Annotated in this window: 24 protein-coding genes and 2 pseudogenes; 17 read left to right on the plus strand and 9 right to left on the minus strand. The window is 59.6% G+C overall.

Features of this window, described 5'->3' with window-relative positions:
• Positions 1-7: 7 nt before the first annotated feature.
• From FAZ95_RS23675 to FAZ95_RS40900, 3 genes and pseudogenes are all read left to right on the plus strand, one after another.
• Entirely contained in the window at positions 8-442 is a 435-nt protein-coding gene (locus tag FAZ95_RS23675) for a YeeE/YedE family protein (protein WP_137334959.1), read from the plus strand.
• Between the two features lies 1 nt (position 443).
• The gene (locus FAZ95_RS23680) at positions 444-875 is read left to right on the plus strand and encodes a YeeE/YedE family protein (RefSeq protein ID WP_137334960.1); all 432 of its coding nucleotides are present in this window, start codon (positions 444-446) and stop codon (positions 873-875) included.
• A 209-nt stretch (positions 876-1,084) separates the two neighbouring features.
• Positions 1,085-1,299, plus strand: a pseudogene (locus FAZ95_RS40900) (hypothetical protein).
• 39 nt (positions 1,300-1,338) lie between these two features.
• On the opposite strand, the gene FAZ95_RS23690 reads toward FAZ95_RS40900, so the two are convergent.
• On the minus strand, positions 1,339-2,184 hold the full coding sequence (locus FAZ95_RS23690) for an IclR family transcriptional regulator (protein ID WP_137334961.1): 846 nt from the start codon (positions 2,182-2,184) through the stop codon (positions 1,339-1,341).
• A gap of 599 nt (positions 2,185-2,783) precedes the next feature.
• Between FAZ95_RS23690 and FAZ95_RS40130 the strand changes: the two are divergent.
• The 7 genes and pseudogenes from FAZ95_RS40130 to FAZ95_RS23720 all read left to right on the plus strand — a co-directional run.
• Positions 2,784-2,972 (plus strand): annotated as a pseudogene (locus tag FAZ95_RS40130) (alcohol dehydrogenase catalytic domain-containing protein); the annotation flags it as partial.
• Complete coding sequence (locus FAZ95_RS40135) at positions 2,958-3,245, plus strand: alpha/beta hydrolase-fold protein (protein WP_302674770.1); 288 nt, start codon at positions 2,958-2,960, stop codon at positions 3,243-3,245. The pseudogene FAZ95_RS40130 and the gene FAZ95_RS40135, both read left to right, overlap by 15 nt.
• A 74-nt stretch (positions 3,246-3,319) precedes the next feature.
• Positions 3,320-4,495, plus strand: a complete 1,176-nt coding sequence (locus FAZ95_RS23700) for an aminotransferase class V-fold PLP-dependent enzyme (RefSeq protein WP_137334963.1) — start codon at positions 3,320-3,322, stop codon at positions 4,493-4,495.
• Positions 4,496-4,747: 252 nt separating this feature from the next.
• Complete coding sequence (locus FAZ95_RS23705; RefSeq protein WP_137334964.1) at positions 4,748-5,638, plus strand: transporter substrate-binding domain-containing protein; 891 nt, start codon at positions 4,748-4,750, stop codon at positions 5,636-5,638.
• A gap of 49 nt (positions 5,639-5,687) precedes the next feature.
• Positions 5,688-6,422 carry an amino acid ABC transporter permease gene (locus FAZ95_RS23710; protein ID WP_137334965.1) on the plus strand — a complete coding sequence of 245 codons (735 nt, stop codon included), beginning with the start codon at positions 5,688-5,690 and terminating at the stop codon, positions 6,420-6,422.
• Positions 6,422-7,147, plus strand: a complete 726-nt coding sequence (locus FAZ95_RS23715) for an amino acid ABC transporter permease (RefSeq protein ID WP_137334966.1) — start codon at positions 6,422-6,424, stop codon at positions 7,145-7,147. The genes FAZ95_RS23710 and FAZ95_RS23715 overlap by 1 nt, the downstream gene beginning before the upstream one ends.
• Before the next feature lie 17 nt (positions 7,148-7,164).
• Entirely contained in the window at positions 7,165-7,917 is a 753-nt protein-coding gene (locus tag FAZ95_RS23720; RefSeq protein ID WP_302674755.1) for an amino acid ABC transporter ATP-binding protein, read from the plus strand.
• Between the two features lie 122 nt (positions 7,918-8,039).
• Here FAZ95_RS23720 and FAZ95_RS23725 read toward each other — a convergent pair whose 3' ends face one another.
• Complete coding sequence (locus FAZ95_RS23725; protein WP_137334967.1) at positions 8,040-8,945, minus strand: LysR family transcriptional regulator; 906 nt, start codon at positions 8,943-8,945, stop codon at positions 8,040-8,042.
• A 215-nt stretch (positions 8,946-9,160) separates the two neighbouring features.
• On the opposite strand from FAZ95_RS23725, the gene FAZ95_RS23730 reads away from it, so the two are divergent.
• From FAZ95_RS23730 to FAZ95_RS23760, 7 genes are all read left to right on the plus strand, one after another.
• Positions 9,161-10,048, plus strand: coding sequence for an NAD(P)-dependent oxidoreductase (locus FAZ95_RS23730; protein WP_137334968.1), 888 nt, complete (start codon positions 9,161-9,163; stop codon positions 10,046-10,048).
• A gap of 26 nt (positions 10,049-10,074) precedes the next feature.
• A complete protein-coding gene (locus tag FAZ95_RS23735; RefSeq protein ID WP_217497469.1) occupies positions 10,075-11,574 on the plus strand; it encodes an aldehyde dehydrogenase family protein in 1,500 nt (499 codons plus the stop codon).
• A 71-nt stretch (positions 11,575-11,645) separates the two neighbouring features.
• Entirely contained in the window at positions 11,646-12,962 is a 1,317-nt protein-coding gene (locus FAZ95_RS23740; protein WP_137334970.1) for an MFS transporter, read from the plus strand.
• Positions 12,963-12,977: 15 nt separating this feature from the next.
• Positions 12,978-13,982 (plus strand): glutamate cyclase domain-containing protein, encoded by a 1,005-nt coding sequence (locus FAZ95_RS23745; RefSeq protein WP_137334971.1) that lies wholly within the window; start codon positions 12,978-12,980, stop codon positions 13,980-13,982.
• Between the two features lie 65 nt (positions 13,983-14,047).
• Positions 14,048-15,367, plus strand: a complete 1,320-nt coding sequence (locus FAZ95_RS23750; protein WP_137334972.1) for an aminotransferase class I/II-fold pyridoxal phosphate-dependent enzyme — start codon at positions 14,048-14,050, stop codon at positions 15,365-15,367.
• A 2-nt stretch (positions 15,368-15,369) separates the two neighbouring features.
• Positions 15,370-16,380, plus strand: a complete 1,011-nt coding sequence (locus FAZ95_RS23755) for a glutamate cyclase domain-containing protein (protein WP_137334973.1) — start codon at positions 15,370-15,372, stop codon at positions 16,378-16,380.
• 39 nt (positions 16,381-16,419) lie between these two features.
• Positions 16,420-16,617, plus strand: a complete 198-nt coding sequence (locus FAZ95_RS23760; protein ID WP_137334974.1) for a hypothetical protein — start codon at positions 16,420-16,422, stop codon at positions 16,615-16,617.
• 121 nt (positions 16,618-16,738) lie between these two features.
• On the opposite strand, the gene FAZ95_RS23765 is transcribed toward FAZ95_RS23760, so the two are convergent.
• The 7 genes from FAZ95_RS23765 to FAZ95_RS23795 form a co-directional block, all read right to left on the minus strand.
• On the minus strand, positions 16,739-17,248 hold the full coding sequence (locus tag FAZ95_RS23765) for a DUF1697 domain-containing protein (RefSeq protein ID WP_137334975.1): 510 nt from the start codon (positions 17,246-17,248) through the stop codon (positions 16,739-16,741).
• Positions 17,245-17,397, minus strand: a complete 153-nt coding sequence (locus tag FAZ95_RS23770; RefSeq protein WP_254700272.1) for a hypothetical protein — start codon at positions 17,395-17,397, stop codon at positions 17,245-17,247. Before FAZ95_RS23770 ends, FAZ95_RS23765 begins: the two co-directional genes overlap by 4 nt.
• A gap of 77 nt (positions 17,398-17,474) precedes the next feature.
• Positions 17,475-18,917 (minus strand): efflux transporter outer membrane subunit, encoded by a 1,443-nt coding sequence (locus FAZ95_RS23775; protein WP_137334976.1) that lies wholly within the window; start codon positions 18,915-18,917, stop codon positions 17,475-17,477.
• Positions 18,918-18,926: 9 nt separating this feature from the next.
• Positions 18,927-20,510, minus strand: coding sequence for a DHA2 family efflux MFS transporter permease subunit (locus tag FAZ95_RS23780; RefSeq protein ID WP_137337572.1), 1,584 nt, complete (start codon positions 20,508-20,510; stop codon positions 18,927-18,929).
• 29 nt (positions 20,511-20,539) lie between these two features.
• Entirely contained in the window at positions 20,540-21,643 is a 1,104-nt protein-coding gene (locus tag FAZ95_RS23785) for an HlyD family secretion protein (RefSeq protein WP_137334977.1), read from the minus strand.
• Between the two features lie 87 nt (positions 21,644-21,730).
• A complete protein-coding gene (locus FAZ95_RS23790) occupies positions 21,731-22,147 on the minus strand; it encodes a MarR family winged helix-turn-helix transcriptional regulator (RefSeq protein WP_137334978.1) in 417 nt (138 codons plus the stop codon).
• Between the two features lie 100 nt (positions 22,148-22,247).
• Positions 22,248-22,670 carry a MarR family winged helix-turn-helix transcriptional regulator gene (locus FAZ95_RS23795; RefSeq protein WP_137334979.1) on the minus strand — a complete coding sequence of 141 codons (423 nt, stop codon included), beginning with the start codon at positions 22,668-22,670 and terminating at the stop codon, positions 22,248-22,250.
• Between the last annotated feature and the right edge of the window lie 42 nt (positions 22,671-22,712).

Raw genomic sequence — 22,712 nt, forward strand, 5'->3', positions numbered from 1 at the left:
AATAGACATGCAGATTGACTTCGCGAACTTCACGCCCGGCCTGTCATTGGCCGGCGGACTCGTCATCGGCGCGGCTGCCGCCGTGCTGGTGCTGTTCAACGGCCGCATCGCGGGTATTAGCGGCATCCTAGGAGGGCTGCTGGGCCTGCCACGCAACGACGTGCCCTGGCGCGTGACTTTCCTTGCGGGTCTCGTCGGCGCTCCCGTCATCGCGAGCCTGCTCGGCAAGCCGGCCGTTGCGAATATCCAGGCGAGCTGGACCGAAATCCTTATCGCCGGCTTCCTGGTGGGCCTGGGCACCCGCTATGCCGGCGGCTGCACGAGCGGCCACGGCGTGTGTGGCATCTCGCGCGGGTCCATCCGCTCGCTGGTCGCCACCCTGACGTTCATGGCGACCGGTTTCCTGACCGTCTTCGTACAACGGCACCTGATTGGAGGCTGACATGTCCGCGATTACCGCATTGCTCGCTGGCCTGTTCTTCGGGTTCGGCCTGATGGTTTCCGGCATGGCCAGCCCAGCGAAGGTACAGGGCTTTCTCGACCTGGCAGGACGGTGGGACCCGTCCCTGGCCTTCGTGATGGCCGGTGCGATTGCCATCGGTTCACTCGCGTTCCTGATTGCCAGACGCCGCAAGCGTTCGTTCTTGGGGTTGCCGGTTCAGCTTCCAGCCAGCGCAACCATCACGCCGCGGCTTGTCTTGGGCAGCGCCGCCTTTGGAGTCGGCTGGGGTCTGGCAGGCTTCTGCCCGGGGCCTGCGCTGGTGGCACTGGGGGCAGGTTATCCAAAGGCCGTCGGCTTCGTGGCGGCGATGGTCGCCGCTATGGTCATTTTCGAAGTCATCGAGCGGTACAAATCCCGCTTGCAGCGCGCGTAAGTATGCGACGCTCGGCGAGCAACACTCGGCACGACTTGCATGTCAGCCAAAACAATGTTTTCAGGATTCCATATCGACGCAGACCCTTCGCATGTCGATACTTAGCTCATGGCAAGCCGCGCTGCTGATCTCGGAAAGGGGCTGGCTACAACGTTTCCGGAAGCGCGAGTGCTTGTACAGACGCGCAAGCTGGCGCCGCGGTGCCTCCGATATGTGCGCAACACCTTTACCCGGCAAGCACCAAGGGTTATTCAATCTGGGGACGTGCTACCCGGCAGGTCCACGGATACGCTGCCAGCGGAACCATCACGCGAAACAACAAGCTCGTTGAAACATCAGGCGCGTTGGGCAGTTTTGAAAGCGAGGACGAAGCGGAACTAGTCGGGCTCCACTGGTGCAGAGCTGGGTCGACAACCACTGTTGATCGGGCATTGAGCACGATGCGTGTCGCTTGCTTGCTTCATCAGCTCCGTTTGCGTCGGCCTGGCTTTGTCTCCACTGCTTCTTCAACTTCATCTTCGCTGATGACGCCCAGAATCTTCGTGATACGAAGCGCTGCAGCTTGCATCATGGGAACGAGAAGCGTGACCTCTTCGAGCGATTTGCGCGCCTTCGGTGCCGAGATGCTCAGGCAGGCGATGATGCGGCCATTCGGGCTCGCGATTGGTACCGCTGCGCCAACGACGCCGATGGCGAATTCTGAATCGTTCGTTGCGTAACCCTGTTTGCGCACCGTTTCAATTTCCTGCCGCAGCCGGTCGGGGTCGACGATGGTGTAGGGAGTGATGGGTTCCCAAGGGCCACTGAGCATATAGGCGTCGAGCTGCTTCCTCTCCATGTTGGCGAGAAAGACCCGTCCACTCGACGTGCAGTGAACCGGCGCACGGTGGCCCTTCTGGAAGTTCAGGGTCAGTGGTGAATTTCCAATGGCGCTGTCGATATACACGACCTCGGACCCTCGCATGACCCCCAAGCTCACGGTTTCAGCGGTGCGCCTCGAAATCTCCATCAGCAATGCGTGGATGGGTCCGTGTGAGGTGGACGCAGCGAGAATGTTGGTCGCGAGTTCCAGCAGACGCGGACCGACCTGATATCGCCCCCGTTCCATGCCGTGCTCAAGGAAACCGAACTCCTCGAGGTTGCTTACGAGACGGTGAGCAGTCGTCTTCGGAATGCCGAGCGCGGTGACGATATCGGCCGTCGATACACGGCCAAGCTGAGCGGTCATTTCGATTACGTGAAACGCTCGCTCAGTAGGCGATACCTCGGGTTCCGGAGTCTCTGGGACGGGGATTTCTGCCTTGCGCATGGCTTATTCGAATTCACGCTCAATGGACAAGCGCTGGCGCCTGGTCAATTCGGCATGTGCAGTAAACGGAGGCATAAGAATACCTTAAATCGATAGTGTCCCAGTCGGATGGGCGAGCTAGCGGCAGCGCGACACCCGCTCGCGAGAGACGTTAGCGCGCTGCGGGCATCACGGCCCCCTCGCCCGGCTCCGGGCATACAGCGGCCTTGAAAGGCAGCACATCGGGCTCAATGCGGATGCCGTTAGCCCCAGTCATCCCTTCATCTCCTCCGTCAAATCTCGTCTCGCTGGAAACGCCGTCCAGTGCCCCTCGGAAGAAGTATAGACATTAAAAACCGAATATTGGAACTATCAAGAACCACATATCGGAACTTATCGTAGGTGTTTACGTGAACGCCAAATACTCCCAGCGTTGCCTCCAATTTGCCTCTCATCGTTATCCTGCCTTTATTCGCGGGATTTTTTAGTTTCGGCGTCGCGCTCTCGCGCTCTGTCCAAGCGTCTTGACTTCGGAATTTTGACTAACGAAAAATGGAACTTATTCGATCGCAGGCGAATATCGCCATCACGACGGAAGTCTGGACACAAGAGAGGATTGAATGGACGTACGAGCAGCGGTCGCCCTGGGAGCAGGCGCCCCCCTGAGTATCGAAACCGTGCAGCTTGCGGGGCCCCGTGCCGGCGAGGTACTGGTCGAAATCAAGGCAACGGGCGTTTGCCATACCGACGCTTTCACGCTCTCGGGTGACGACCCCGAGGGGCTGTTTCCCGCCATCCTTGGCAACGAGGCAGATTGGGAGCAGTACGACTCGACAAAGGTAATGCTTGAACGTGGATGGAGTGGCTCGGAGATTCTGGTTGACCAGGGCGACGCAGACGAATTTCTGCACACGCAACTGAAACCGACCCTGCTGGCGGCGGCCGCCGAAAAGGCCGGCGTTCCTCTGCACTTGTGTATGCGAGCCGGATACGACCATAGCTACTACTTCGTCTCGACATTTATCGGCGCGCATATCGAACATCACGCGCGCTACCTGTCCACCGCTGATTCGAAAGCCTAATCGCGGGAAGACCGCAGGGCCGGGCCGGCCCTTATGCGCGCCACCAACAACACATTTTCAACATGAGAGAAAAGATGAACGTATCCGACAAATTCGCCGCCGCACGTGCTCAGTTTCCCGTGACCAAGCGCCTGCTATACCTCGACTCTGCGCACCAGACGCCGCTTTCGACGAACGTTAAGGCGGCGCTCGAGGAGTTCCTTTCGGAAGGTCACGAGATGGGCGGTCCCAAGCCCGTCTGGCTGCGCCGTGCAGAAGAAACACGGGAACGTGTCGCCAAGTTCTTCAATGCTGCGCCCGCCGAAATTGCATTCACAAAGAATACGTCTGAAGGTTTGAACATCGCCGCCAATGCCGTCCCGCTAGAGGCAGGCGACAACGTGGTGCTAATCGAGGGCGACCATCCTAACAATGCGTATGCGTGGCTGAACCTTAAGCGCAAGGGGGTCGAAGTCCGCTTCGCCAAGCTGAAGGATGATGAAATTGCGACCGCTGGTACCGTCGCGCCCTATATCGACAAGCACACGAAGGTCGTCACGCTGTCCCATGTGACGTTCCACGCGGGTCAGGTACACGACATTGGCGGCATCGGGAAGCTGTGCAAGGACAAGGGCATCTATTTGGTCGTCGACGCAATGCAGTCGGTTGGTGTGATTCCTCTCGATGTGAAGGCACTGAATATCTCCGCGCTGGCTGCAGGCACTCACAAGGGCCTTCTGGTTCCTCAGGGGCTTGGGATTCTGTATGTGGCCGAAGGGCTGGATGAGTTGCAGCCAACGTTTCTGGCGATGTCGAGCATGGCGCGTCCACCGGCGGACTATATCGCTCGCCCCGAGGACCTCGAGGTTCGGAAAGACGCCGCCCGCTTCGAGTTCGGAAATGTGAACCTGCCGGACCTTCAAGCGCTGTCGTCTGCCATAGACCTTATTGAAAGCGTTGGTGTCCCCGATATCCAGAAGCATGTGGTGGCGCTTGGCGGCCGCCTCATCAAGCATCTCGACGAATTGAGCGTCCGTTTAGTCGGCCCGCGCGAGCACGGTCACCGCTCCCACATTTATGTACTCGCACTACCGGTAAGCAAGTGGGCTGACTTCTTTGCGCGAAACCTCGTCCGTGTTTCGCCCGAGCGTGGGGGCATCCGCGTTTCTTTTGGGATGTTCAACACGTTCGACGATGTGGACCGCCTCGCGGAAATCATCAGGAAGGGACTGAAAGAAGACACGCTCGTTGCTATCGAGCAGGTGGACTAGCGAAAGGGGACTGCGGTAGCGCAGCTCAGTTCGGCTTTGGCATCAGGTTGAGCCGCCATCGACAACGTGACTACCCGAAGGCAAGCATTTGATGGGAAAGGAAACCTTTCCCATCGAGAAAGAAAGAGTCGTCTTTTTTTATTCTTTTTGGGTACCTACAGTTTTTTAGCGTGTTGTCGCTGACGCGCAAGACACCAACCGAAGAGCCGGGAGACCTCCCGCCGAGTAACAGGCGATATATAGGAGTTGGAAATGTTGCACAGACTTTTTGCAAAGGCCGTTATCCTCGCAACTGCGGGCGTGCTCGCTTCGGCCCAGGCGCAAGCCGCAGATACGCTTGCGAAAATAAAGAGCACCGGAGAAATCCGTCTTGGCGTGCGTGACGCCTCGGTCCCGTTTTCATTTCTGGACCAGGACCAGAACTACGTCGGATTTTCCATCGACCTTTGTCATAAGATTGTCGATAAGCTGAAGCAAAGCATTCCGAATCTTAAAGTCACCAACGTCCCTGTTACCTCGGCAAACCGCATTGCGCTCGTCAACAACGGCAACGTCGACCTCGAATGCGCAAGCACGGCCAACAGTCTGGACCGACAGAAGCAGGTTGGCTTCTCAGTCGCGACATTCGTGAGTCACACCCGGTGGCTTGTTAAAGCCAACTCTGGCATCAAAACGGCAGCTGACCTCAAAGGGAAGACTGTCGTCTATACGCAGGGCTCGAATGCACTCGCGTTCGCCAAAGAAATCAGCGAAAAGAACAATCTCGATTTGAAGTTCATTCCTGCCCATGACCATAGCGAGTCGATGCTCGTCCTGGAAAATGGTCGTGCAGCGGCGTTCATCGAAGACGATATCCTGCTTGCCGCCAAGAAGGCCGATGCTCAAGACCCTAACGCCTTCACTTTCCTGCCCGAGTCGTACAACACGCTGTATTACGGTCTGATGATGGCGAAGGACGACCCGGCGTTTAAGAAGGTGGTCGACGATACGCTCAAGTCGCTGATGGCGTCGGGCGAATTTGACCAGATTTATCGCAAGTGGTTTGAAGACCCGATTCCGCCGCGCTCAATCAAGCTCAACTTTCCGATGAGCGCGGATTTGAAGGAGCGCGTCAAGACCCCTAGCGACAAGGTCCCGGCGTAAGCCAGCATCTATGGGCAGCTTCGCAGCTGCCCTCATTGAGCATCGAATCATGCAACTGCTTTTCGAAACGACTGTCGACGGCGACCTGTATATCAACTGGCTGCTGTCTGGACTTCTATGGACGGTGCTGTTATGGCTCGGTGCAGCTTTAATTGCTTCGGTCTTTGGGATCGTAATTGGGTCAGGTCGAACCGCACAGAGCTCAATTTTTCGCATTCTAAGCCGGACCTATGTTCAGGTGTTCCGCAACATTCCTCTACTTCTTCAAGCCTTCCTTTGGTACTTCGTATTTCCAGAGATAGTCCCATCGGCACTCGGGAGCGCAATCAAGACTATGCCTCCGCCATGGGCGAGCTTCATTCCAGCATTGATAGCAGTTGGTCTCTATACAGGTGCACGGGTTGCCGAACAGGTTCGTTCCGGAATTCAGGCTTTGCCGAAGGGACAGCGTGAGGATGCCTATGCATTAGGACTATCGAGCATCGATTTGTACATCTGCGTGCTTATTCCGCAAGCGCTCAGAACGATGGCACCGTCATTGACAAGCGAAGCATTAGCGCTGCTCAAAAATACATCGGTAGCGATGACGATTGGTCTGCTCGAACTGACCGCCCAGGCACAACAGATGAATGAATTTACGTTCCGTACGTTCGAATCATTTGGGATTGTGACTTTGGTCTACTTTGCACTGTCGTTGATTGTCTACGGTATAGCGGCCCTGGTTAGCGCCCGGTTTGCAACCATCGCCAAAGTCGCAGCCAGCCCTGCGCAAGGGAGGACGTGATGAATTACGACTTTGGAGCCATCGAGCGGGCGCTCCCCTATCTCGCCGAAGGCATGGTGTTTACGCTCAAGCTAACGGCATTCGCGTTTATGGGCGGGTTAGTTATCGGCACCGTACTGGCGGTAATACGCCATATCCGCATTCCTGTGCTTGACCGCCTTGTGTGGGCATACGTAACCGTGATGCGTTCAATCCCACTCATCATGGTGCTCTTCTGGTTTTTCTTTCTTGTGCCGCTCGTGCTGCGGCAGTTTACTCCGGGTGGGATGTCGGTTTCGATAAGCCCGCAGCTCACGGCGTTTGTCACCTACACGTTATTCGAAGCCGCTTACTTTTGCGAAATCATTCGCTCCGGTCTTCTTTCTGTGCCGGGTGGTCAGTATGAAGGCGCGAAGGCATTGGGACTTTCAACATCGCAGGCCTACTCTCTTGTGATTGTTCCGCAGGCTCTGAAAGCAGTGGTTCCGATTATGGTCACGCAGGCAATTATTCTTTTTCAGGATACGTCGCTTGTCTACGTCCTCTCGCTGACTGACTTCGTGGGCGCGGCGGCGAAGATAGCACAACGTGACGGCAAGCTTGTCGAGTTTTATACGTTTGCAGCCTTCGTCTACTTTATTGTCTGTTCAGGCTTTGCGGAACTCGCCGACCACCTTCGACATCGCAGAACGCTCAAGCACACAGTTCGGGCTCCGTCTCCGAATACGGCCGCGGTGACAAACTGAACCATTAGGAGACTATTTTGGAAACGAACCAGACACCGGTGGTTGAGCTCGTATCGCTCACCAAGCGCTTCGGGGCTCACACGGTACTTCAGGACATTAACCTGAAGGTGTACGCAGGACAGAAGGTCGTAATTTGCGGGCCATCGGGGTCAGGCAAATCGACCTTGATTCGATGCATAAACGGGCTGGACAACATTGATAGCGGCGAGGTCATTGTGAGAGACGCCCGTTCGGGGAATCGATACGAACGGCCTTCCGACGTCAGAAAGCATGTTGGCATGGTCTTTCAGAGCTTCAACCTTTTCCCCCACTACACGGTGTTGAAGAATTGCATGCTGGCACCGATGAAGGTCAGCGGCGTCGACAAGGAGCAAGCGCGTGAAATTGCGATGAAACTGCTGAACAAGGTTCGCGTCGGAAATCAAGCTGAGAAATTTCCGCCCCAGTTGTCTGGAGGGCAACAACAACGAGTGGCAATCGCCAGAGCACTGTGCCTGAACCCTACCGTTATGCTCTTCGACGAACCGACCTCTGCGCTTGACCCAGAAATGGTCAAGGAGGTTCTCGAAACGATGGTCACCTTAGCCACCGAAGGGATGACGATGCTTTGCGTGACCCACGAAATGGCATTTGCGCGTCGCGTGGCTGACCGGATTGTATTCGTGGACAGTGGAAAGATACTCGTGGATGCAACACCCGAAGAATTTTTCGGAGATGCGCCGCATCCCCGTGTCAGAGACTTCCTGGGTCAGGTGCTATCGCACGCGTAGCCTGTCTGGAATGGTGCCGCCATGTAAAGCGCAGCGCTCTCTTTGTGGCGATCCGGCGGTCGGGTGAGCACACGCCGAGGATTTGAATTGGCGGAGCGCGTCTGGGATTTGCGGTCCGACTCTCACCGATATTCGTTGGCCGCAAGCGTCAGTGCATCGAGCACTGCCGCTACCGCCGGACGTTTCGCGGTCCCTTTGGGCAGGGCAACGAACACTCGCCGATTCAAGACCGGGTCGATTGGCAAGATTGAAAAGTCCTGGTCTTTTTCTGCGTGGCGAAGTGCGAGCCGCGGCAGCACAGCCACGGCACCGCCTGTCCTGACCATTTCCAGCGTTACCGCGGTATTCCGGCTGCTCGTCGTAACCTTGGGCGTGAAGCCTCCCGCATAACAGGCGTTGAGCAGAAACGTGTGATACGTGGCCGCTGACTGGTTCAGAGCCCACCGCTCGTGAGCGAGGTCTGAAAGTTGGATTGACTTACGCCCTGCGAGTTTGTGGTTCGCCGAGACGACGGCGTCAAAGTGGTCAACGCACAAGGGGAGAAACTCAAGCACGTTTGCCAGCGCTTCGGCATTCACAAGGTCGTCGACGATTGCGATATCCGTCTGCTTCGCCGCCGCGGCGCGAAGCCCCTCTGACGGCTCCAGTTCGGTGAAGAGCACGCTCAACTGCGGATGCTCGTCAAACAGGTGCTTGATAGCGAGCGGCACCACACTGCTAGCAAGCGACCCGAACGCCGACATCCGGACTTCGCCGCTGACTTCGACATTGGCCGCTGCCACCTCGGCCTCGATTTCTTCGACCATCTGGAACAGGTCGGTGGCTCGCGCGACGAGACGTCGCCCTGCCGGGGTCAACTGGACGCCGCGGCCGGAACGCTCAATCAGGACGGTTTCCAGTTCCTCTTCCAGTTGTGCAAGCTGCTGCGAAACGGCAGGCCTCGTCAGATGCACGGCATCCGCGACTGCCGAGATCGTTCCGAGCACAGAAAGCTCGTGAAGCAGATGAAGACGGCTCAGATTGAGCATGGATGGCTCCCCCGTTGGGTATGCGCCATATAGTAAATAAAAGTTACGCATACCGTCAAAAAGTGTCGTCTTTTTTTTCTTAATTTGACTTCCTATAGTCACATCACTGGACGCGAAAACGCTGTCAGACAAGGGAAAACCCACGTCCGCCAAGGACTTGGCTGGTTCGAGCGTCGCAGGTTCAACTTACTTGAATCCGTTGGAGGGAAGTTCAAATGAAGGTTGCATTTATCGGTGTGGGACGCATGGGTGGCCGAATGGCTGCGCGCCTGATTGCAGCAGGTCATCAGGTCCGCGTATACGACCCAAGCCAGGCGGCAATGGATGCGCTCGCAGCGAAAGGGGCTACAGCAGCGAAGAGTCCCGCCGAAGCGGCCGTCGACGCAGAGCGGATTCTCCTGAGCCTGCCGAGCCCGAAGACCTTGCGTGATGCGGTAACGGGTGGCGACGGCGTCCTCAAGGCGGCTGCCGAAGGCGCAATCATCGTCGACTTCAGCACAGTCGACCCGGCGACCACCAAGGAAATCGCCGCAGCAGCTGCGGAAAAGAAAGTCTCGTTCGTCGACTCTCCCGTTAGCGGCGGCGTCGCCGGCGCAGAGAACGGCAAGCTCGTCCTGATGGTCGGTGGCAACGCGGATGTGATTGAGAAGCTCAAGCCCGTCTTTGATGTGCTCGCGGGCCGTGTTGTCCATTGCGGCGATATCGGTGCAGGTCAGCTGACCAAGTTGAGCCACAACCTCCTCACCGCAATCAATACCGTCGCCCTCGGCGAAGTTCTGACGGCGAGCGTCAAGGCAGGCGCAAAGCTTGACGTCCTGTGTGACGTGCTGACCGCAGGTCTCGCAGGCAGCAAGATGCTCGACTACCTGCCGAAGACGCTCTTCACAGCCGAGCGCCCGGCGAACTTCGCCATCGACCTCATGCACAAGGACATCAAGCTGTGTCTGGATGAGTTCTCGAATCTGCCGATGCCCCTCGGCCAGCTTGTGCTCCAGACGTACAACGCGGCACGCGCGAAGGGTCTGGGCGGCAAGGACTCGACGAGCGTCAACGAAATCTATGAAGTGCTGCTCGGCGTCCGCCTCAGCCTGCCGTCCGCGTAATAACGACTAAGCCTCAAGGAAAGACTGTGAACTCCCGCACCGACAATCTGAATACTGAAGTCGTCCTGCCGAAGGCAGGTATCACCGGCCTGCTCATCAACAATGAATGGCGCACGCCGGCTAAGGGCCAAACGCTCGACGTGGAAAATCCATCGCATCGCGAAAGACTGGCCACCATTGGCGCAAGCGACGCCGATGACGTGAATGCAGCTGTTGCAGCTGCAGCAGCTGCTTTCCCGAAGTGGCGCCGGCTGGCATCGCGCGCCCGGGGCGCGTTGCTGACCGAACTGGGCAATCGAGTCACGGCAAACGCTGAAGAGATTGCGCGTGTACTGGCCGCCGAAAGCGGCAATGCCTTGCGCACGCAAAGCCGTCCGGAAGTGCTGGGGGCGGCGGAAGTGTTGCGCTACTACGGCGGTGTGATTGCCGAGCAAAAAGGCGAGACGCTTCCGTTGGGCCCGGGCCTCTTTAGCTACTCGACGCGCGAGCCTCTCGGTGTCGTGGGCGCGATCATTCCGTGGAATTCGCCGGTCGTGCTGGCTGCTGTGAAAATCGGCATGGCATTGGGCACGGGCAACACCTTGGTCCTGAAGCCTGCGGAAGATGCTCCGTTGGCCGTCATCAAAATTGCGGAGCTTGCAACCGGACTGTTCCCGAACGGCGTATTCAACGTCGTAACGGGCACTGGCGTCGACGCCGGCGCGCCGCTGGCCGCTCATCCGAACGTCGCGAAGGTGTCCTTCACAGGCTCCCTCGAAGTCGGGAAGCTGGTGGGCCACGCGGTCGCAGACCGCATCGGTCATGCAACCCTCGAGCTCGGCGGCAAGAGTCCGTGCATCGTCTATCCCGATTCCGCTACGCCCGAATACGTTGACGCTACGGTCACGGGCATTATCAATGCGATGCGCTTTGCACGACAGGGGCAATCGTGTACGGCTGGCTCGCGCCTGTACGTTCACAAGGACGTCTGGGACGTGGTGATGACCAAACTGGTCGCCAAGGTCAAGGAGCTGAAGATTGGCGATGCGCTCGACGAATCGAACGACATTGGCGCCATCATCAACGCGGAGCGTTATTCGGAAGTCCGCGCTTTCATCAAGGAAGCGATTGATGCGGGCGCCAAGGTTCTTACCGGTTCGCTGCCCTCGACCATCGATGAAGCAAAAGGCTTCTTCCCTGAGCCGGTCATCTTTGCCGGCGTCGACAACAGCTGGCGTGTTTCGCGCGAAGAAGTGTTTGGCCCGGTACTCGTCGCGATTCCCTGGTCTGACGAAGACGAAGTCATTCGTTGGGCGAACGACACCGTGTACGGCCTCGCCGCATACGTATTTACGAACGACATCACGAAGGCCCTCAAGGCAACCGAGCAGATCGATGCCGGCTGGCTGCAAGTGAATCGAGCGGGCGGTCAGATTCCGGGCATGTCGTACGGCGGTGCAAAGCAGAGTGGTATCGGTGCGGAATACTCCATCGAAGGCGCGCTCGAAGCATACACATCTCGCAAGAGCGTGACGATTAACGTTTAACTGAAGCAGCATATGAGGTGGCCCCAAACGCAGAGGCCACCCCCAAACCGCACACGGGCTTGGAGTGAGATATGAGTGCAAACCTGGCAGCAACCACGCATGACGACGCGCACGAGTCGCACCGTTCGTCCACACGAGCGGCATTCAGCTCGTTCATCGGAACGACCGTTGAGTGGTACGACTACTTTCTTTACGGGACGGCAGCAGCACTGGTTTTCCCGAAAGTGTTCTTCAACGAACTGACGCCCGAATTGGCCACTCTGGCATCGATGGCGTCATTCGCGGTGGCGTTTGTCCTGCGGCCCTTGGGCGGCATGGTGATTGGTCACTTTGGCGACCGCATGGGCCGAAAGAAAATGCTCGTGTTCACGCTGCTCGTGATGGGCCTGTGCACAGCCGCGATTGGCTTCCTGCCCTCGTATAACGCTGTCGGCTACTGGAGTCCCGGCCTGCTGATTCTCCTGCGCGTCATCCAGGGATTTGCCCTCGGGGGTGAGTGGGGTGGCGCGGCGCTGATGACGGTCGAGCATGCGCCTGATGGCAGACGGGGTCTCTTCGGCGCAACCATGCAGATGGGCGTGCCTGCTGGCCTACTCGTTTCGACCGGCGCCTTCGCGCTTGTGTCCGCACTTCCGGACGAACAGTTCTTTGCGTGGGGCTGGCGCCTGCCGTTCATCTTCAGTCTCGCCCTCCTGTTTGTCGGCATGTACATCCGCCTCCAGGTTAGCGAGCCGCCGAGTTTCGAGAAGGTCAGGTCATCGGGTAACGTGTCGCGGGCACCGTTGCTCGAAGTCTGGCAGAACGAGAAGAAAAAGACCTTCATCATGGTCTTCTTCCAGACCGTAGCGAATGTCGGTTACTTCCTGATTACGGTCTACGCCCTCACGTACATCACGAACACTTTGCATCTGCCGCGTAGTGTCGCCTCGACGGGATTACTTGTGGCAGCCGCTGTCGACCTTTTCATGCAGCCAGTGTTCGGCTGGCTTTCCGACAAGGTTGGACGCAAGGTCGTGTACGGGTTCGGGGCAATCTTCTTCGCGGTGTATGCATTTCCGCTGTTCTGGATGCTCGACACCGCTAATCCTGTGCTCATCACGATTGCACTCTCGCTCGGTCTCGGCATCGGTCACGCGTCGACCGGTTCGTTGCACGGCGTGATTTACGCCGAGCAGTATCCGACGCGGTATCGCTTTAGTGGTTCGTCGACGGCGTATCAACTCTCGGGAATTATTTCGAGCGCGCCCACACCGTTGATTGCGGCGTGGCTCGTTGCTCGCACCGGAAATTCGATGGCTGTCTCGTGGTACGTCGCCGTCGCGGCGCTCATATCACTCGTGTGCGTGCTGCTCGTCAAAGAGACGTTCCGTGAACCCATTGACCGATAAAACGGGTACTTAGCAATGACACCAACGAACGACCAGATTACCGGTGAAAGAATCGACCGGTTGATGACAGTCGAAATCCGGCCCCTGAACGGAGGACTGCCCGCAGGGTTCGTCGTTCCGATGTATCAGGTGTGCCGTGCTCATCACGGCGAGCCCCTGAGCTCTCTCGCGGCGCGAAAGCTCTCTGACACATTGTTCAGCGGCGGTATTGTTTTCATCGCTACAGGAGCGGGAACGCCGCCCAAGCTGCCGCACGGCGAGACCGACGGGCCGGTCGGCGCAGCAGTGCTGGCCCGCGCGCTCATTTTGGCTTTTGGCGTCCGGGTCGTGCTCGTGACCGAAGACGCTCATGCCGCGCCGGTGATGGCTGTTGCGGCAGTAGTCAACGGCGAACTTGCGGAAATGGGCCGCGCGGCCTCCGTGTCGACCGTCTGTTTCCCGCTTGGGATTGAGCGGGGTCGAGAGATCGCGCAAGCCTTGATGGAAGAATACAAGCCCAACGCGGTCATCTTCGTTGAAAGAGACGGTCCGAACCAAGAAGGCTATTTCCATGGCGTCCGAGGTGACTGTCGAAACCCCGAAGACGTTGGGCACGTGTATCTGCTTGCAGAGCTGGCGCGCAAGCGCGGTGTGTTGACAATCGGCATCGGTGACGGCGGCAATGAAGTGGGATTCGGTGCCGTGCGCGATGCCATCACGGCCGTGCATCCGCTTGGCGGCAAATCCCTTGCGGGACACGCGTCTGGCGTTGTAACGGTGACGGCAACAGACATTGTCGTCAGCGCCTCGGTATCGAACTGGGGTGCTTACGCAATTGCCGCTGCGCTCGCAGCGCGCAAAGGGGACTTGAACGTGCTTCATACCCCGACGCTGGAACACACCCTCATCGATGCCACAGTGCGAGCCGGCGCCAGAGATGGGGCTACCTCGAGAGCGGAAGTCGCCGTCGACGGCATCAACTGGGAAGGACACACGTCGTTTGTCGAACTACTCAGAAGCATCGTTACGGTGTCCATCTGAAGACACGGAACATTCAGACATCTCTCTCTCGCAGCCGCGCCCTTTTGATTTGACAGGTGTAAGACATGAGTGACGTGAAAGAAATTGACAAGGCGGCATCGCCCTCTGGTACCGCTCCCGAAAAAACGGACAGTTTTGGCAATCCGATTGACCCGACGGTAGGCTTCGCGCGCGGTTCTATTATTCGTTCGAGCATTGACGAAGCACTGCGATTGCGTCACGGTCAGGCCGTTGCTGCACGGCGCGTGCAGATGCTGGGCGCGGAATCGATTGGCGTGTTCACGGGAAACCAGCGAGACTTTCCCATCCAGCCTGAAGATATCGCCACACTGTGTGAAGAATGGGTGGGTCCTGGTCTGGCCGCCGAAGAACTTCGGCAGGTTGCAATCGGACACATGGGCGGCCGAAGCGACGATGCCGTCGCCATCTTCAACCGGACCAGCGCGGGCATCATCGCAACCATTGCTGCGCTTGCTGACGGCAAACCTGTTGTCTCCGTTGTTCCGCCTGGAGGACGCTCACACGCGTCTGTTGTTCGCGGTTCGAAGGTAGCGGGCGTTCCTGTCCACGAAATGCAAGGAGACAAGGCCTGGCTGAAAGTCATCGAATCGAACCGGCCCGCGCTCGTAGTGGTCACGACTGTCACGAGCAGTCTTGAACGGCTCGAGGACCACATCACTAAGGAAGTCATTCAATACGCGCACGCACTGGGCGCCAAGGTCTTCCTCGATGAAGCCTATGGCGCTCGGCTGCGCACAGTACTTCACGGCGGCCAATTGAGCCTGCAACTCGACGCAGACATCTCCGTGACGAACTGCGACAAGGCCGGCCTGTCAGGCCCCCGCGCGGGCGTTCTGGTTGGTCGCAAGGAGCTCGTGACGGCAGCGGCTGCCAAGGGTGCGGAATTTGGAATGGAAGCCCGCGCGCCGATTGCTGCGGCTGTGCTGCGTTCTCTCCAGAAGTACGAGCCTGACGACCTTAGGCAGGAGTCTGCCGCAGGCCAGAAGCTCGCCGATGCGCTCGAGCAGAAGATGGGTAAAGCACTGGTTCAGCGTAGCGACCTCGGTCCGATGGTCGATGAAGACTCGGTGCTGCGCGTCCTGCTCAAAATGTCGGGCCGACCAGACGTCAAACCGGTCGTTGTTCCCTGCGAGGCAACATCCGCTCTGGGCATGGTCCTGCTCGAAGACCACGGCATTCTGACCGTCAATACACACGGCCAGCCTGGGGCTCGAGTATCGCTTCGACTGAAACCGACGCTTGACGCGCTTGACCGCACGGGCGGATTTGACGCGGTGGTATCCGCCGTAATGAAGTCGCTCGACAAGGTGGCGGCTCTCATTCACGACCGCAACGCGATTGCACAACTCGTGTTGGGGAAGTGACCATGACAGCATCCAGTTTTACGCCAATCGACGAACGTCTCGATTCACTTGTGTCGCTCGACCTCGGCGGCCGTGGTGTCGAGCAACTCTATGCGGCAGCCCGGGAACGCCAGGGTGGTCCGCTCGTTGGTGCTGCGGCCGACGCTCTCGAGGCGATACCCGAAAAGGCTAACGTGTTCGTCACCACGGGGTCGGTCTCGCGCGCGTGGATTTCACCCGCTATTGGCGAGAACGACGGTCCGGCGGGACTTGCTGCAGTCGTGCGGGCACTGTCTCTTGCAAAGAAGGTGCTCTGCATCACTTTCGTTGAAGAAACGCTGATTCCAACCACTTCCGCCATTCTGACGAGTGCGGGGCTTACGGTACTTCCATACGAGCAGGCAAAAATCGCTCGCGACGATGGAAGCCTGGCCGTCGTGTGCGTCGAACCATTCCCGCTCGATGAAGCGAGTGCCAAAGATGTCTCGATACCGCTCATTGAAAAATATCAGCCGGCGCTATTCTTCTCGACGGAGCGCGTGGGGCGCAATGTCGATGGTATCTATTGCAGCATGCGAGGCATCGACTACGGGATGGGGCGTGCGCGAATCGACTTTCTGTTCGATGAAGCCATTGCCCGAAAGATTCCGACGGTCGCTGTTGGTGACGGCGGCAATGAGATCGGGATGGGCGTCGTTTCGGAAGCCGTCCAGAAGTACGTGAAATTCGGCGACAAGCGTCCTGATGGAAGCGCAGGTATTGGCGCTGTCACCGGCGCAGACGTGCTGGTGACAGCCGCTTGCTCCAACTGGGGATGCTATGCGATTGCCGGGGCGTTTGCAGCGCGGGCGGGAAGGCCTACGCTCGCGCACAATCCCGTCCTCGAAGCCGCACTTCTTCGACGAGGTGTCGACGTCGGCCTCATCAACTCAGTCGCCAACGTCATCGACGGCAATGTCGACGGCATTCCCGAAGCGACTCATCTGGCTGTAGTCCAGCTCATCTCGACCATCATCGCTCCTGCCTTCAAGTAGCCCCACTGGTCTTGTAATCGTTCCGACAAGGTGAATGAAATGAACTCGCATCACGTCGTTGCAATGTCTTTTGAAACAAAGGAAGCAATTCCGACGAATATCGCACGCGTGCAGCCAGCAAAAACCAAGCAAGCATCGCTCTATGCCTCGTTGCTGCAAAACCCGTTGGCAATGCTGGCGAGTAATGTCAGTGACCGGGCCGACGTCTCGTTCGCAGCAATCCTCGGATACAACTAAGCTTCGGCAAGAGTTGTGCCTGCCGCCGTGCAAGCCGCGTTGAAGGCCGAAGGACTGCCTGCCTAAGATTCGGCCGCGCGGCCAGCCGAATGGCGAGACCGCGTATCGACGAGACGACGGACTACGCGCCCGCCCACTCCGCAAGCGTCGCCACGGTGTTGATGTTGCGCGCGGTCCCGGCCTTGGCGGCCGGGATTTTCAATTTCGACGCCCCGATTCCGTCCGGATAGTGCACATAAATCTCGTGCTCGCCGAGCGCCATTTCCTCCGCGTGCTTGCCGCTCGCACTGGCTAACGCATCGGCCGGCGGCGGTCCATCGAGGAAGATGACGACCGCCCGGTTCGGCGCCGCCGACTTGAACGGATTCGCGGCGAGAACGGCGGCCATTTCCTTTCCGGTGCGAATCAGCACGCCGACCGGCTTGCCCGCATAGTCCGCGAGACACTGCTCGAGCTTGGCCTTGACCGCCGTCTTCGACAGCGCGCTTTTGAAGACCACGTTGCCGCTGGCGATATACGTGCGCACGTCGGCGAATCCTGCCGATTCGCACAGGCTGCGCAGCTCCGACATCGGGAGCTTGCCTGTGCCGCCGACGTTCACGGCGCGCAGCAGGGCAATATAGACGCTCATGCGTTCGCGCCGGTCATCATCAGTCGAAGGACGAGATGCCGCTCGTCGGCATGATGCTCGGCATCGAGTCCCGCCGCTGCTCCCAGGATTTCCTCATGCGCCCACGCCTGATAGCGGAACATCCGGGACAGCAGTTCGTTTGCACTCATGTCGGCAATCTCCTCGTTTCAATGGATAGGTGAGCTCCTTCCACATTATTTTCAGATGCAGGCCGTGTGTCTACTCGTCAGCCTGCTGCGCTGTTATTTCGAGCCTGACCTGTCTGCCCTGCCTCCCACCCGCCGCCCAGCGAGCGGTAAAGCGCGACCGCCGCGAGCGCATGCTCGCGCTTAGCCTGGTTGAGCGACTCCGAATCGCGGAGATACGCTTCCTGCGCCGTCAGGACATCGAGAAAGTTCGCCGCGCCGCCGCGATAGAGTTCGTCGGAAAGCCGCAGCGCCTGATTCGACGCATCGAGTGCGCCGCCCAGACGAACGACTTGATCCGAGCTGCTCACGATATCGCTGCGCGTGTCCTCGACTTCCTTGAGTGCTTGCAGCATCGTCTGCCGCAACGCGAGTTGCGACTCGCGCATCTTGCTCTCGCTTTCGTCGATGTTCGCGGTGATCCTTCCGGCGTTGAAGATCGGGCTCGTTGCGTTCAGCGCCGCGCTGAACAGGTTGTCGGTCAGCGTGGGCAGGCCGAGATACGACGCCGCGAGCAAGCCATCCGCGAGATTCAACTGAAACTGCGGATAGCGCTGCGCGCGCGATACGCCCACTTCATCGGCACGCTGCTCGACGAGCGCATAGGCTTCACGCACGTCGGGGCGGCGCAGCAGCGCCTCGGAAGGCAGCACCTGCGGCACGCTTTGCGCCGGCACCGGGATCGGCTGTGCGCCGCCCTGCAGCAGACTGTCGACGCTCTCCGGCGTGCGGCCCGAATAGACCGCGATCAAGCTCAATTGATGCTCGACATTGGACCGCACGCGCGGAATCTGCGCTTGCAAATCGCTCAACTGGTTCTGCGCCCGCGCGACGTCGAGCTGCGTCGACAGACCATAGTGCAAGCGCTCCTGCGTCAGCTTGAGCGCGCGAGCGCGGATTTGCTCGTTGTCATCGAGGATCTGCAGTTCGGCCTGCGCCCAGCGCAGATCGATATACGCGGCTGCCGTATTGGCCGCGAGCGCGAGCCGCAGCGCGTTCAGCGCTTCCTCGCGGCCGCTCGTTTGCGCCTCGGCCGCCAGGACCGAGAGGCGTTGGCCGCCGAACACGTCCGGCGTCCAGCTCGCCGCGAGGCCGAAGCCCCCTTCCTTGACGTAGCCGAGCGGCGGGGGCGTGTTGATGCGCTCATACGAAGCGGTCCCCGTGGCGTCCAGTTCGGGCAGCAACACCGCATGACGCTGCGCGGTGACTTCCTGCGCCTGCTTCACGCGCTCCACGGCCGCCTGCACGTCGAGGTTCTCCTTGAGCACGGACGCGACGAGCTGATGCATGACAGGATCGCCGAACTGCTCCCACCATTGATCGGCATTCGACGCGTCCTGGGGCGCGGCGACATCCCACGCGGTCGGCGCCACCGTGTGGACGGTTTGGGAAAGCGTGTCGTGGGCCGCCGGCGGCACGGCGCAGGCGGCAAGACTCAAAGCGGCGAGCGCCGCGGCAAGCGCTTTTGCAAGGTTCGAATTCATATCGGTGACTCAATGGGCGTCAGTCGGCGGAGCGCTGTGGATGCTGAACGGGCGCATGAAAATCACGCTCACGAGCGCCACCACGAAACACAGCGCCAGCGCGAAAAACGTGTCGGAAAACGTCAGGACCAGCGCTTCGCGGACCAATAGCGCATGCAGCTCGCCGAGCCCGGCGTTCGCGGCATTGAGCGCGTCGCCGCCTACCGCGGCCAGATGCGCCGTCTGCGTTTGAAGAATCGATTCGACGACGGGCCGCCCTGCGTTCAGGTGTTCGTCGAGCCGCTCATAGTGCAGGTTCAGCCGGTCGTTGAGCATCGTGCTCGCGACCGCAATGCCGATGGCGCCGCCGAGATTGCGCATCAGATTGAACAAGCCGCTCGCCGACTTGAGCCGGGACGGCGGCAGCGAACCCAGCGCCATCGTGACGATCGGCGGAATGCAGAACTGCTGGCCGAGGCCGCGCAGCGCCTGCGGAATCAGCAATTGCTCCCAGCCCCATTGGTTCGTGAGCGGCACGTACAGATAGCAGCCGATGCCGAACAGAACGAGTCCGATCGTCAGCAGCACGCGCATGTTGAGCACGCGCGTCAGCAACGAATACGCGACGAGCCCAAGCAGTTGAAAGCAGCCGACGGACAGCAACGCCATCCCGATCTGAAACGAATCGAAGCCGCGCACGCGCGCGAGAAACTGCGGCGTGAGAAACACCGTGCAGAAAATGCCGATGCCGGTGATGAAAGAAAGCAAGCTGCCGATGCCGAAGTTGCGAAGAGCCAGTGCCTTCAGATCGACGATCGGCTCTTTGGCCGTCAGTGCGTGAACGAGGAACAGAAAGCCGCAAATCGCCGAGATCCACGCGCAGGCAAGAATCACGTCGTCGCTGAACCAGTTCTTGCGCGGCCCTTCTTCGAGCAGGTACTCGAGGCAGCCCAGAAAGCCGGACATCAGTGCGATGCCGAGGTAGTCGCCTTTCTTCAGCAGCGAGATATCGGCCCGGTCGAAGTCGACATAGCGCGGCACCATGACCGTCACCACCAGACCCGGCACGAGATTCAAATAGAACAGCCAATGCCACGACCATGCCGACGTGATCCAGCCGCCGATCACGGGCCCGATCGTGGGCGCGAGCGTCGCGAGCGCGCTGATCGTGGTCGACGCAATCAAGCGCTGCTTGGGCGGAAACAGCACGAACGCCGTTGTGAACACGGTCGGGATCATGGCCGCGCCGAGCGCGCCTTGCAGCCCGCGGAAGATGATCATCGAATTGATGTCCCAGGCGAGGCCGCACAGCATGCTCGTCACCGTAAAGCCGAATGCCGAGACGGCAAAGACCCAGCGCGTCGAGAACACGCGCGTGAGCCAGCCGGACATCGGGATCACCAGGATCTCGGCGATCAGGTACGAGGTCTGCACCCACGACAGCTCGTCCTGGCTCGCGGACAAGCCCCCGCCGATGTCGCGAAGCGAGGACGCGACGATCTGGATATCGAGCGTCGCCATGAAGAACCCGAGGCACATCAGCGTGAACGCGAAGACTTTGGTGCGCGTCGGCAGATCGGCCGGGTTCACGTGCGCCGGTTGCGTCGCGGTCATGGTCTTCATGCTGGGAAAGGCCGCTGCGCTCATGACGCACGCTCCCGCGCGCCGCCGGCATCGACGTGCACCTTCACCGTCGCCGACAGCCCAGGGCGCAGCACGCCTTGCATCGTCTTCGGCACGTCGAGTCGAATCCGCACCGGCACGCGCTGCACGATCTTCGTGAAGTTGCCGGTCGCGTTTTCGGCGGGCAGCACGCTGAAGGTGGCGCCCGTCGCCGGCGCGAGACTTTCGACGACACCGCGGATCGTGCCGCTCGACGCATCGAGCGAGACCTCGGCCTCGTCGCCCACGCGCATCTTCTTCAACTGGTCTTCCTTGAAGTTCGCATCGATCCACAAGCCATTCGACGGCACGACGGTCAAGAGCGACGCCCCCGTATTCGCGAGCAGCCCGACGCGCGCCGTGCGGTTGCCGACGTAGCCGTCGACCGGCGAGCGGATCGTCGTGTATTCGACGTTCAATTGAGCGACGCGCTCGGCGGCCTGCGCCGTGGCGACCCGCGCTTGCGCATCGTTGATCTGCGCATCGAGCACTTCGAGCTGACGCTGAGCCGCGATGAGCGCGGCGTTGCTGCCGTCGACGGAAGCGCGGGCTTTGCCGAGATCGGCGTCCGCGCGCTCGACGACCTGGTTCGACACGGCCTGATCCTTCACGAGCTCGCGATAGCGCTGCGCATCGGAGACGCTGCGCGTCAGCTCCGCCTGCGACGAACGCACGTCCGCGGCCTGCACGTTGATCGTCGCCAATTGCAGCGCCTTCTTCGCCTGCAGCTCGACGACCGCCGCTTTCGCGCCGGCCACGTCCGCTTGCGCCTGCGCGAGACGCGCGTCGTAGTCGCGCGCATCGAGCCGGATCAGCACTTGATTGGCGCTCACGTGCTGGTTGTCCTTCACGAGCACGTCGGTCACGAAGCCGCTTACGCGCGGCGCCATGACGGTGACGTCGCCGCCGACATACGCGTCGTCAGTCGATTCGATGAAGCGGCCGATCGCAAACCAATAGGACGCCGCTGCCGCCAGCACGACGACCACCGACATCACGGCAAGCAGCATCCAAGGAATACGGCGCGGTGCTTTGCTGATATGGGCCGCGCCTGCGGGCGCAATAGTGGACGGGGTTGTCGACATGATTGATGTGCGTATGCACTCCGTTTGATTGAAATAAAGCGCGATCTAGCGCGCCTATCCGTATGGCGATGCTTTCAAGCAAAAGCGCTATCCCCGCGTCAGCGCGAACAACTCCTGCCGCAACGAGGCGGCACGTTGCGTGCCGAAACGCTGCTCGAACTCTTCTTGCGCCGTTTGCCAGGGAATCACCGCGCTCGCAAGCTTTTGCGCGCCGAGTTCGGTCAACCGGATCGAATGCGCGCGCCGGTCGGACTCGGACGGTGTGCTCGTCACCAGACCATCGCGATGCAAAGGCTGAATCGCGCGCACCATCGTGGTTCGCTCCATCACCATCGCCTCGGCCAGCTGCGACGCCGTCAACGGCCCGAGGCGCTTGAGCCTTCCCAAGATCGAGAATTGCGTCGTCGTCAAACCGACGCTCGCCAGATGCTTGTCGTAGATATGGGAGACGTAGCGCGAAGCTTGCCGAATCGCGAAACAGTCGTCTTCGATAGAGTCCGCCATGTGATTGAAAGCAGTTTATTAGTGCATATGCACATCGTCAAGGAAAAAGATGGCGGCCCTGCTTCAAACTCACGGGCCGCCTCCATCCGTGCGCGGCGGGTCAAACCGTCATGCTGAACAGCTCCGCACGCAGCGCCTTCGCGCGCGCACGGCCGAACTTCTTCTCGAACTCGTCTTGCGCCGCGCGCCATGCGATCACCGCCTGATCGAAGATCCTTTCGCCGGCTGCCGACAAGCTCAGCAAGAACAAGCGGCTATCCTGCTCCGAAGGCTTCGCCACAACCAGCCCGTCGCGCTGCATCGGCTTCAATGCACGGACGAGCGTGGTGCGGTCCATCACCATCTGCTCCGACAGCTCCAGCATCGTGGATTCCGGCCGGCGCGCGAGCTTGGCCATGATCGTGAATTGCGCCGCCGTCATACCGACCTGCGCCAGATGCCGCTCGTAGATCTGCGTGACATAGCGCGCCGCTTGACGCAGCGCGAAGCAGTTGCATTCGTCGTAAGAGAGAGGTCTGTTCATGAAAGGCAGTTTATATGTGCGTACACACATAGTCAAGGACGA

The organism is Trinickia violacea, assembly GCF_005280735.1.
GTDB lineage: Bacteria > Pseudomonadota > Gammaproteobacteria > Burkholderiales > Burkholderiaceae > Trinickia_A > Trinickia_A violacea.

Coding starts and splice junctions, on each gene's coding strand:
- FAZ95_RS23675 (WP_137334959.1), top strand. CDS start 8: ATGCAGATTGACTTCGCGAACTTCACGCCCGGCCTGTCATTGGCCGGC.
- FAZ95_RS23680 (WP_137334960.1), top strand. CDS start 444: ATGTCCGCGATTACCGCATTGCTCGCTGGCCTGTTCTTCGGGTTCGGC.
- FAZ95_RS23690 (WP_137334961.1), bottom strand. CDS start 2,184: ATGCGCAAGGCAGAAATCCCCGTCCCAGAGACTCCGGAACCCGAGGTA.
- FAZ95_RS23700 (WP_137334963.1), top strand. CDS start 3,320: ATGAACGTATCCGACAAATTCGCCGCCGCACGTGCTCAGTTTCCCGTG.
- FAZ95_RS23705 (WP_137334964.1), top strand. CDS start 4,748: ATGTTGCACAGACTTTTTGCAAAGGCCGTTATCCTCGCAACTGCGGGC.
- FAZ95_RS23710 (WP_137334965.1), top strand. CDS start 5,688: ATGCAACTGCTTTTCGAAACGACTGTCGACGGCGACCTGTATATCAAC.
- FAZ95_RS23715 (WP_137334966.1), top strand. CDS start 6,422: ATGAATTACGACTTTGGAGCCATCGAGCGGGCGCTCCCCTATCTCGCC.
- FAZ95_RS23725 (WP_137334967.1), bottom strand. CDS start 8,945: ATGCTCAATCTGAGCCGTCTTCATCTGCTTCACGAGCTTTCTGTGCTC.
- FAZ95_RS23730 (WP_137334968.1), top strand. CDS start 9,161: ATGAAGGTTGCATTTATCGGTGTGGGACGCATGGGTGGCCGAATGGCT.
- FAZ95_RS23740 (WP_137334970.1), top strand. CDS start 11,646: ATGAGTGCAAACCTGGCAGCAACCACGCATGACGACGCGCACGAGTCG.
- FAZ95_RS23745 (WP_137334971.1), top strand. CDS start 12,978: ATGACACCAACGAACGACCAGATTACCGGTGAAAGAATCGACCGGTTG.
- FAZ95_RS23750 (WP_137334972.1), top strand. CDS start 14,048: ATGAGTGACGTGAAAGAAATTGACAAGGCGGCATCGCCCTCTGGTACC.
- FAZ95_RS23755 (WP_137334973.1), top strand. CDS start 15,370: ATGACAGCATCCAGTTTTACGCCAATCGACGAACGTCTCGATTCACTT.
- FAZ95_RS23760 (WP_137334974.1), top strand. CDS start 16,420: ATGAACTCGCATCACGTCGTTGCAATGTCTTTTGAAACAAAGGAAGCA.
- FAZ95_RS23765 (WP_137334975.1), bottom strand. CDS start 17,248: ATGAGCGTCTATATTGCCCTGCTGCGCGCCGTGAACGTCGGCGGCACA.
- FAZ95_RS23770 (WP_254700272.1), bottom strand. CDS start 17,397: ATGAGTGCAAACGAACTGCTGTCCCGGATGTTCCGCTATCAGGCGTGG.
- FAZ95_RS23775 (WP_137334976.1), bottom strand. CDS start 18,917: ATGAATTCGAACCTTGCAAAAGCGCTTGCCGCGGCGCTCGCCGCTTTG.
- FAZ95_RS23780 (WP_137337572.1), bottom strand. CDS start 20,510: ATGACCGCGACGCAACCGGCGCACGTGAACCCGGCCGATCTGCCGACG.
- FAZ95_RS23785 (WP_137334977.1), bottom strand. CDS start 21,643: ATGTCGACAACCCCGTCCACTATTGCGCCCGCAGGCGCGGCCCATATC.
- FAZ95_RS23790 (WP_137334978.1), bottom strand. CDS start 22,147: ATGGCGGACTCTATCGAAGACGACTGTTTCGCGATTCGGCAAGCTTCG.
- FAZ95_RS23795 (WP_137334979.1), bottom strand. CDS start 22,670: ATGAACAGACCTCTCTCTTACGACGAATGCAACTGCTTCGCGCTGCGT.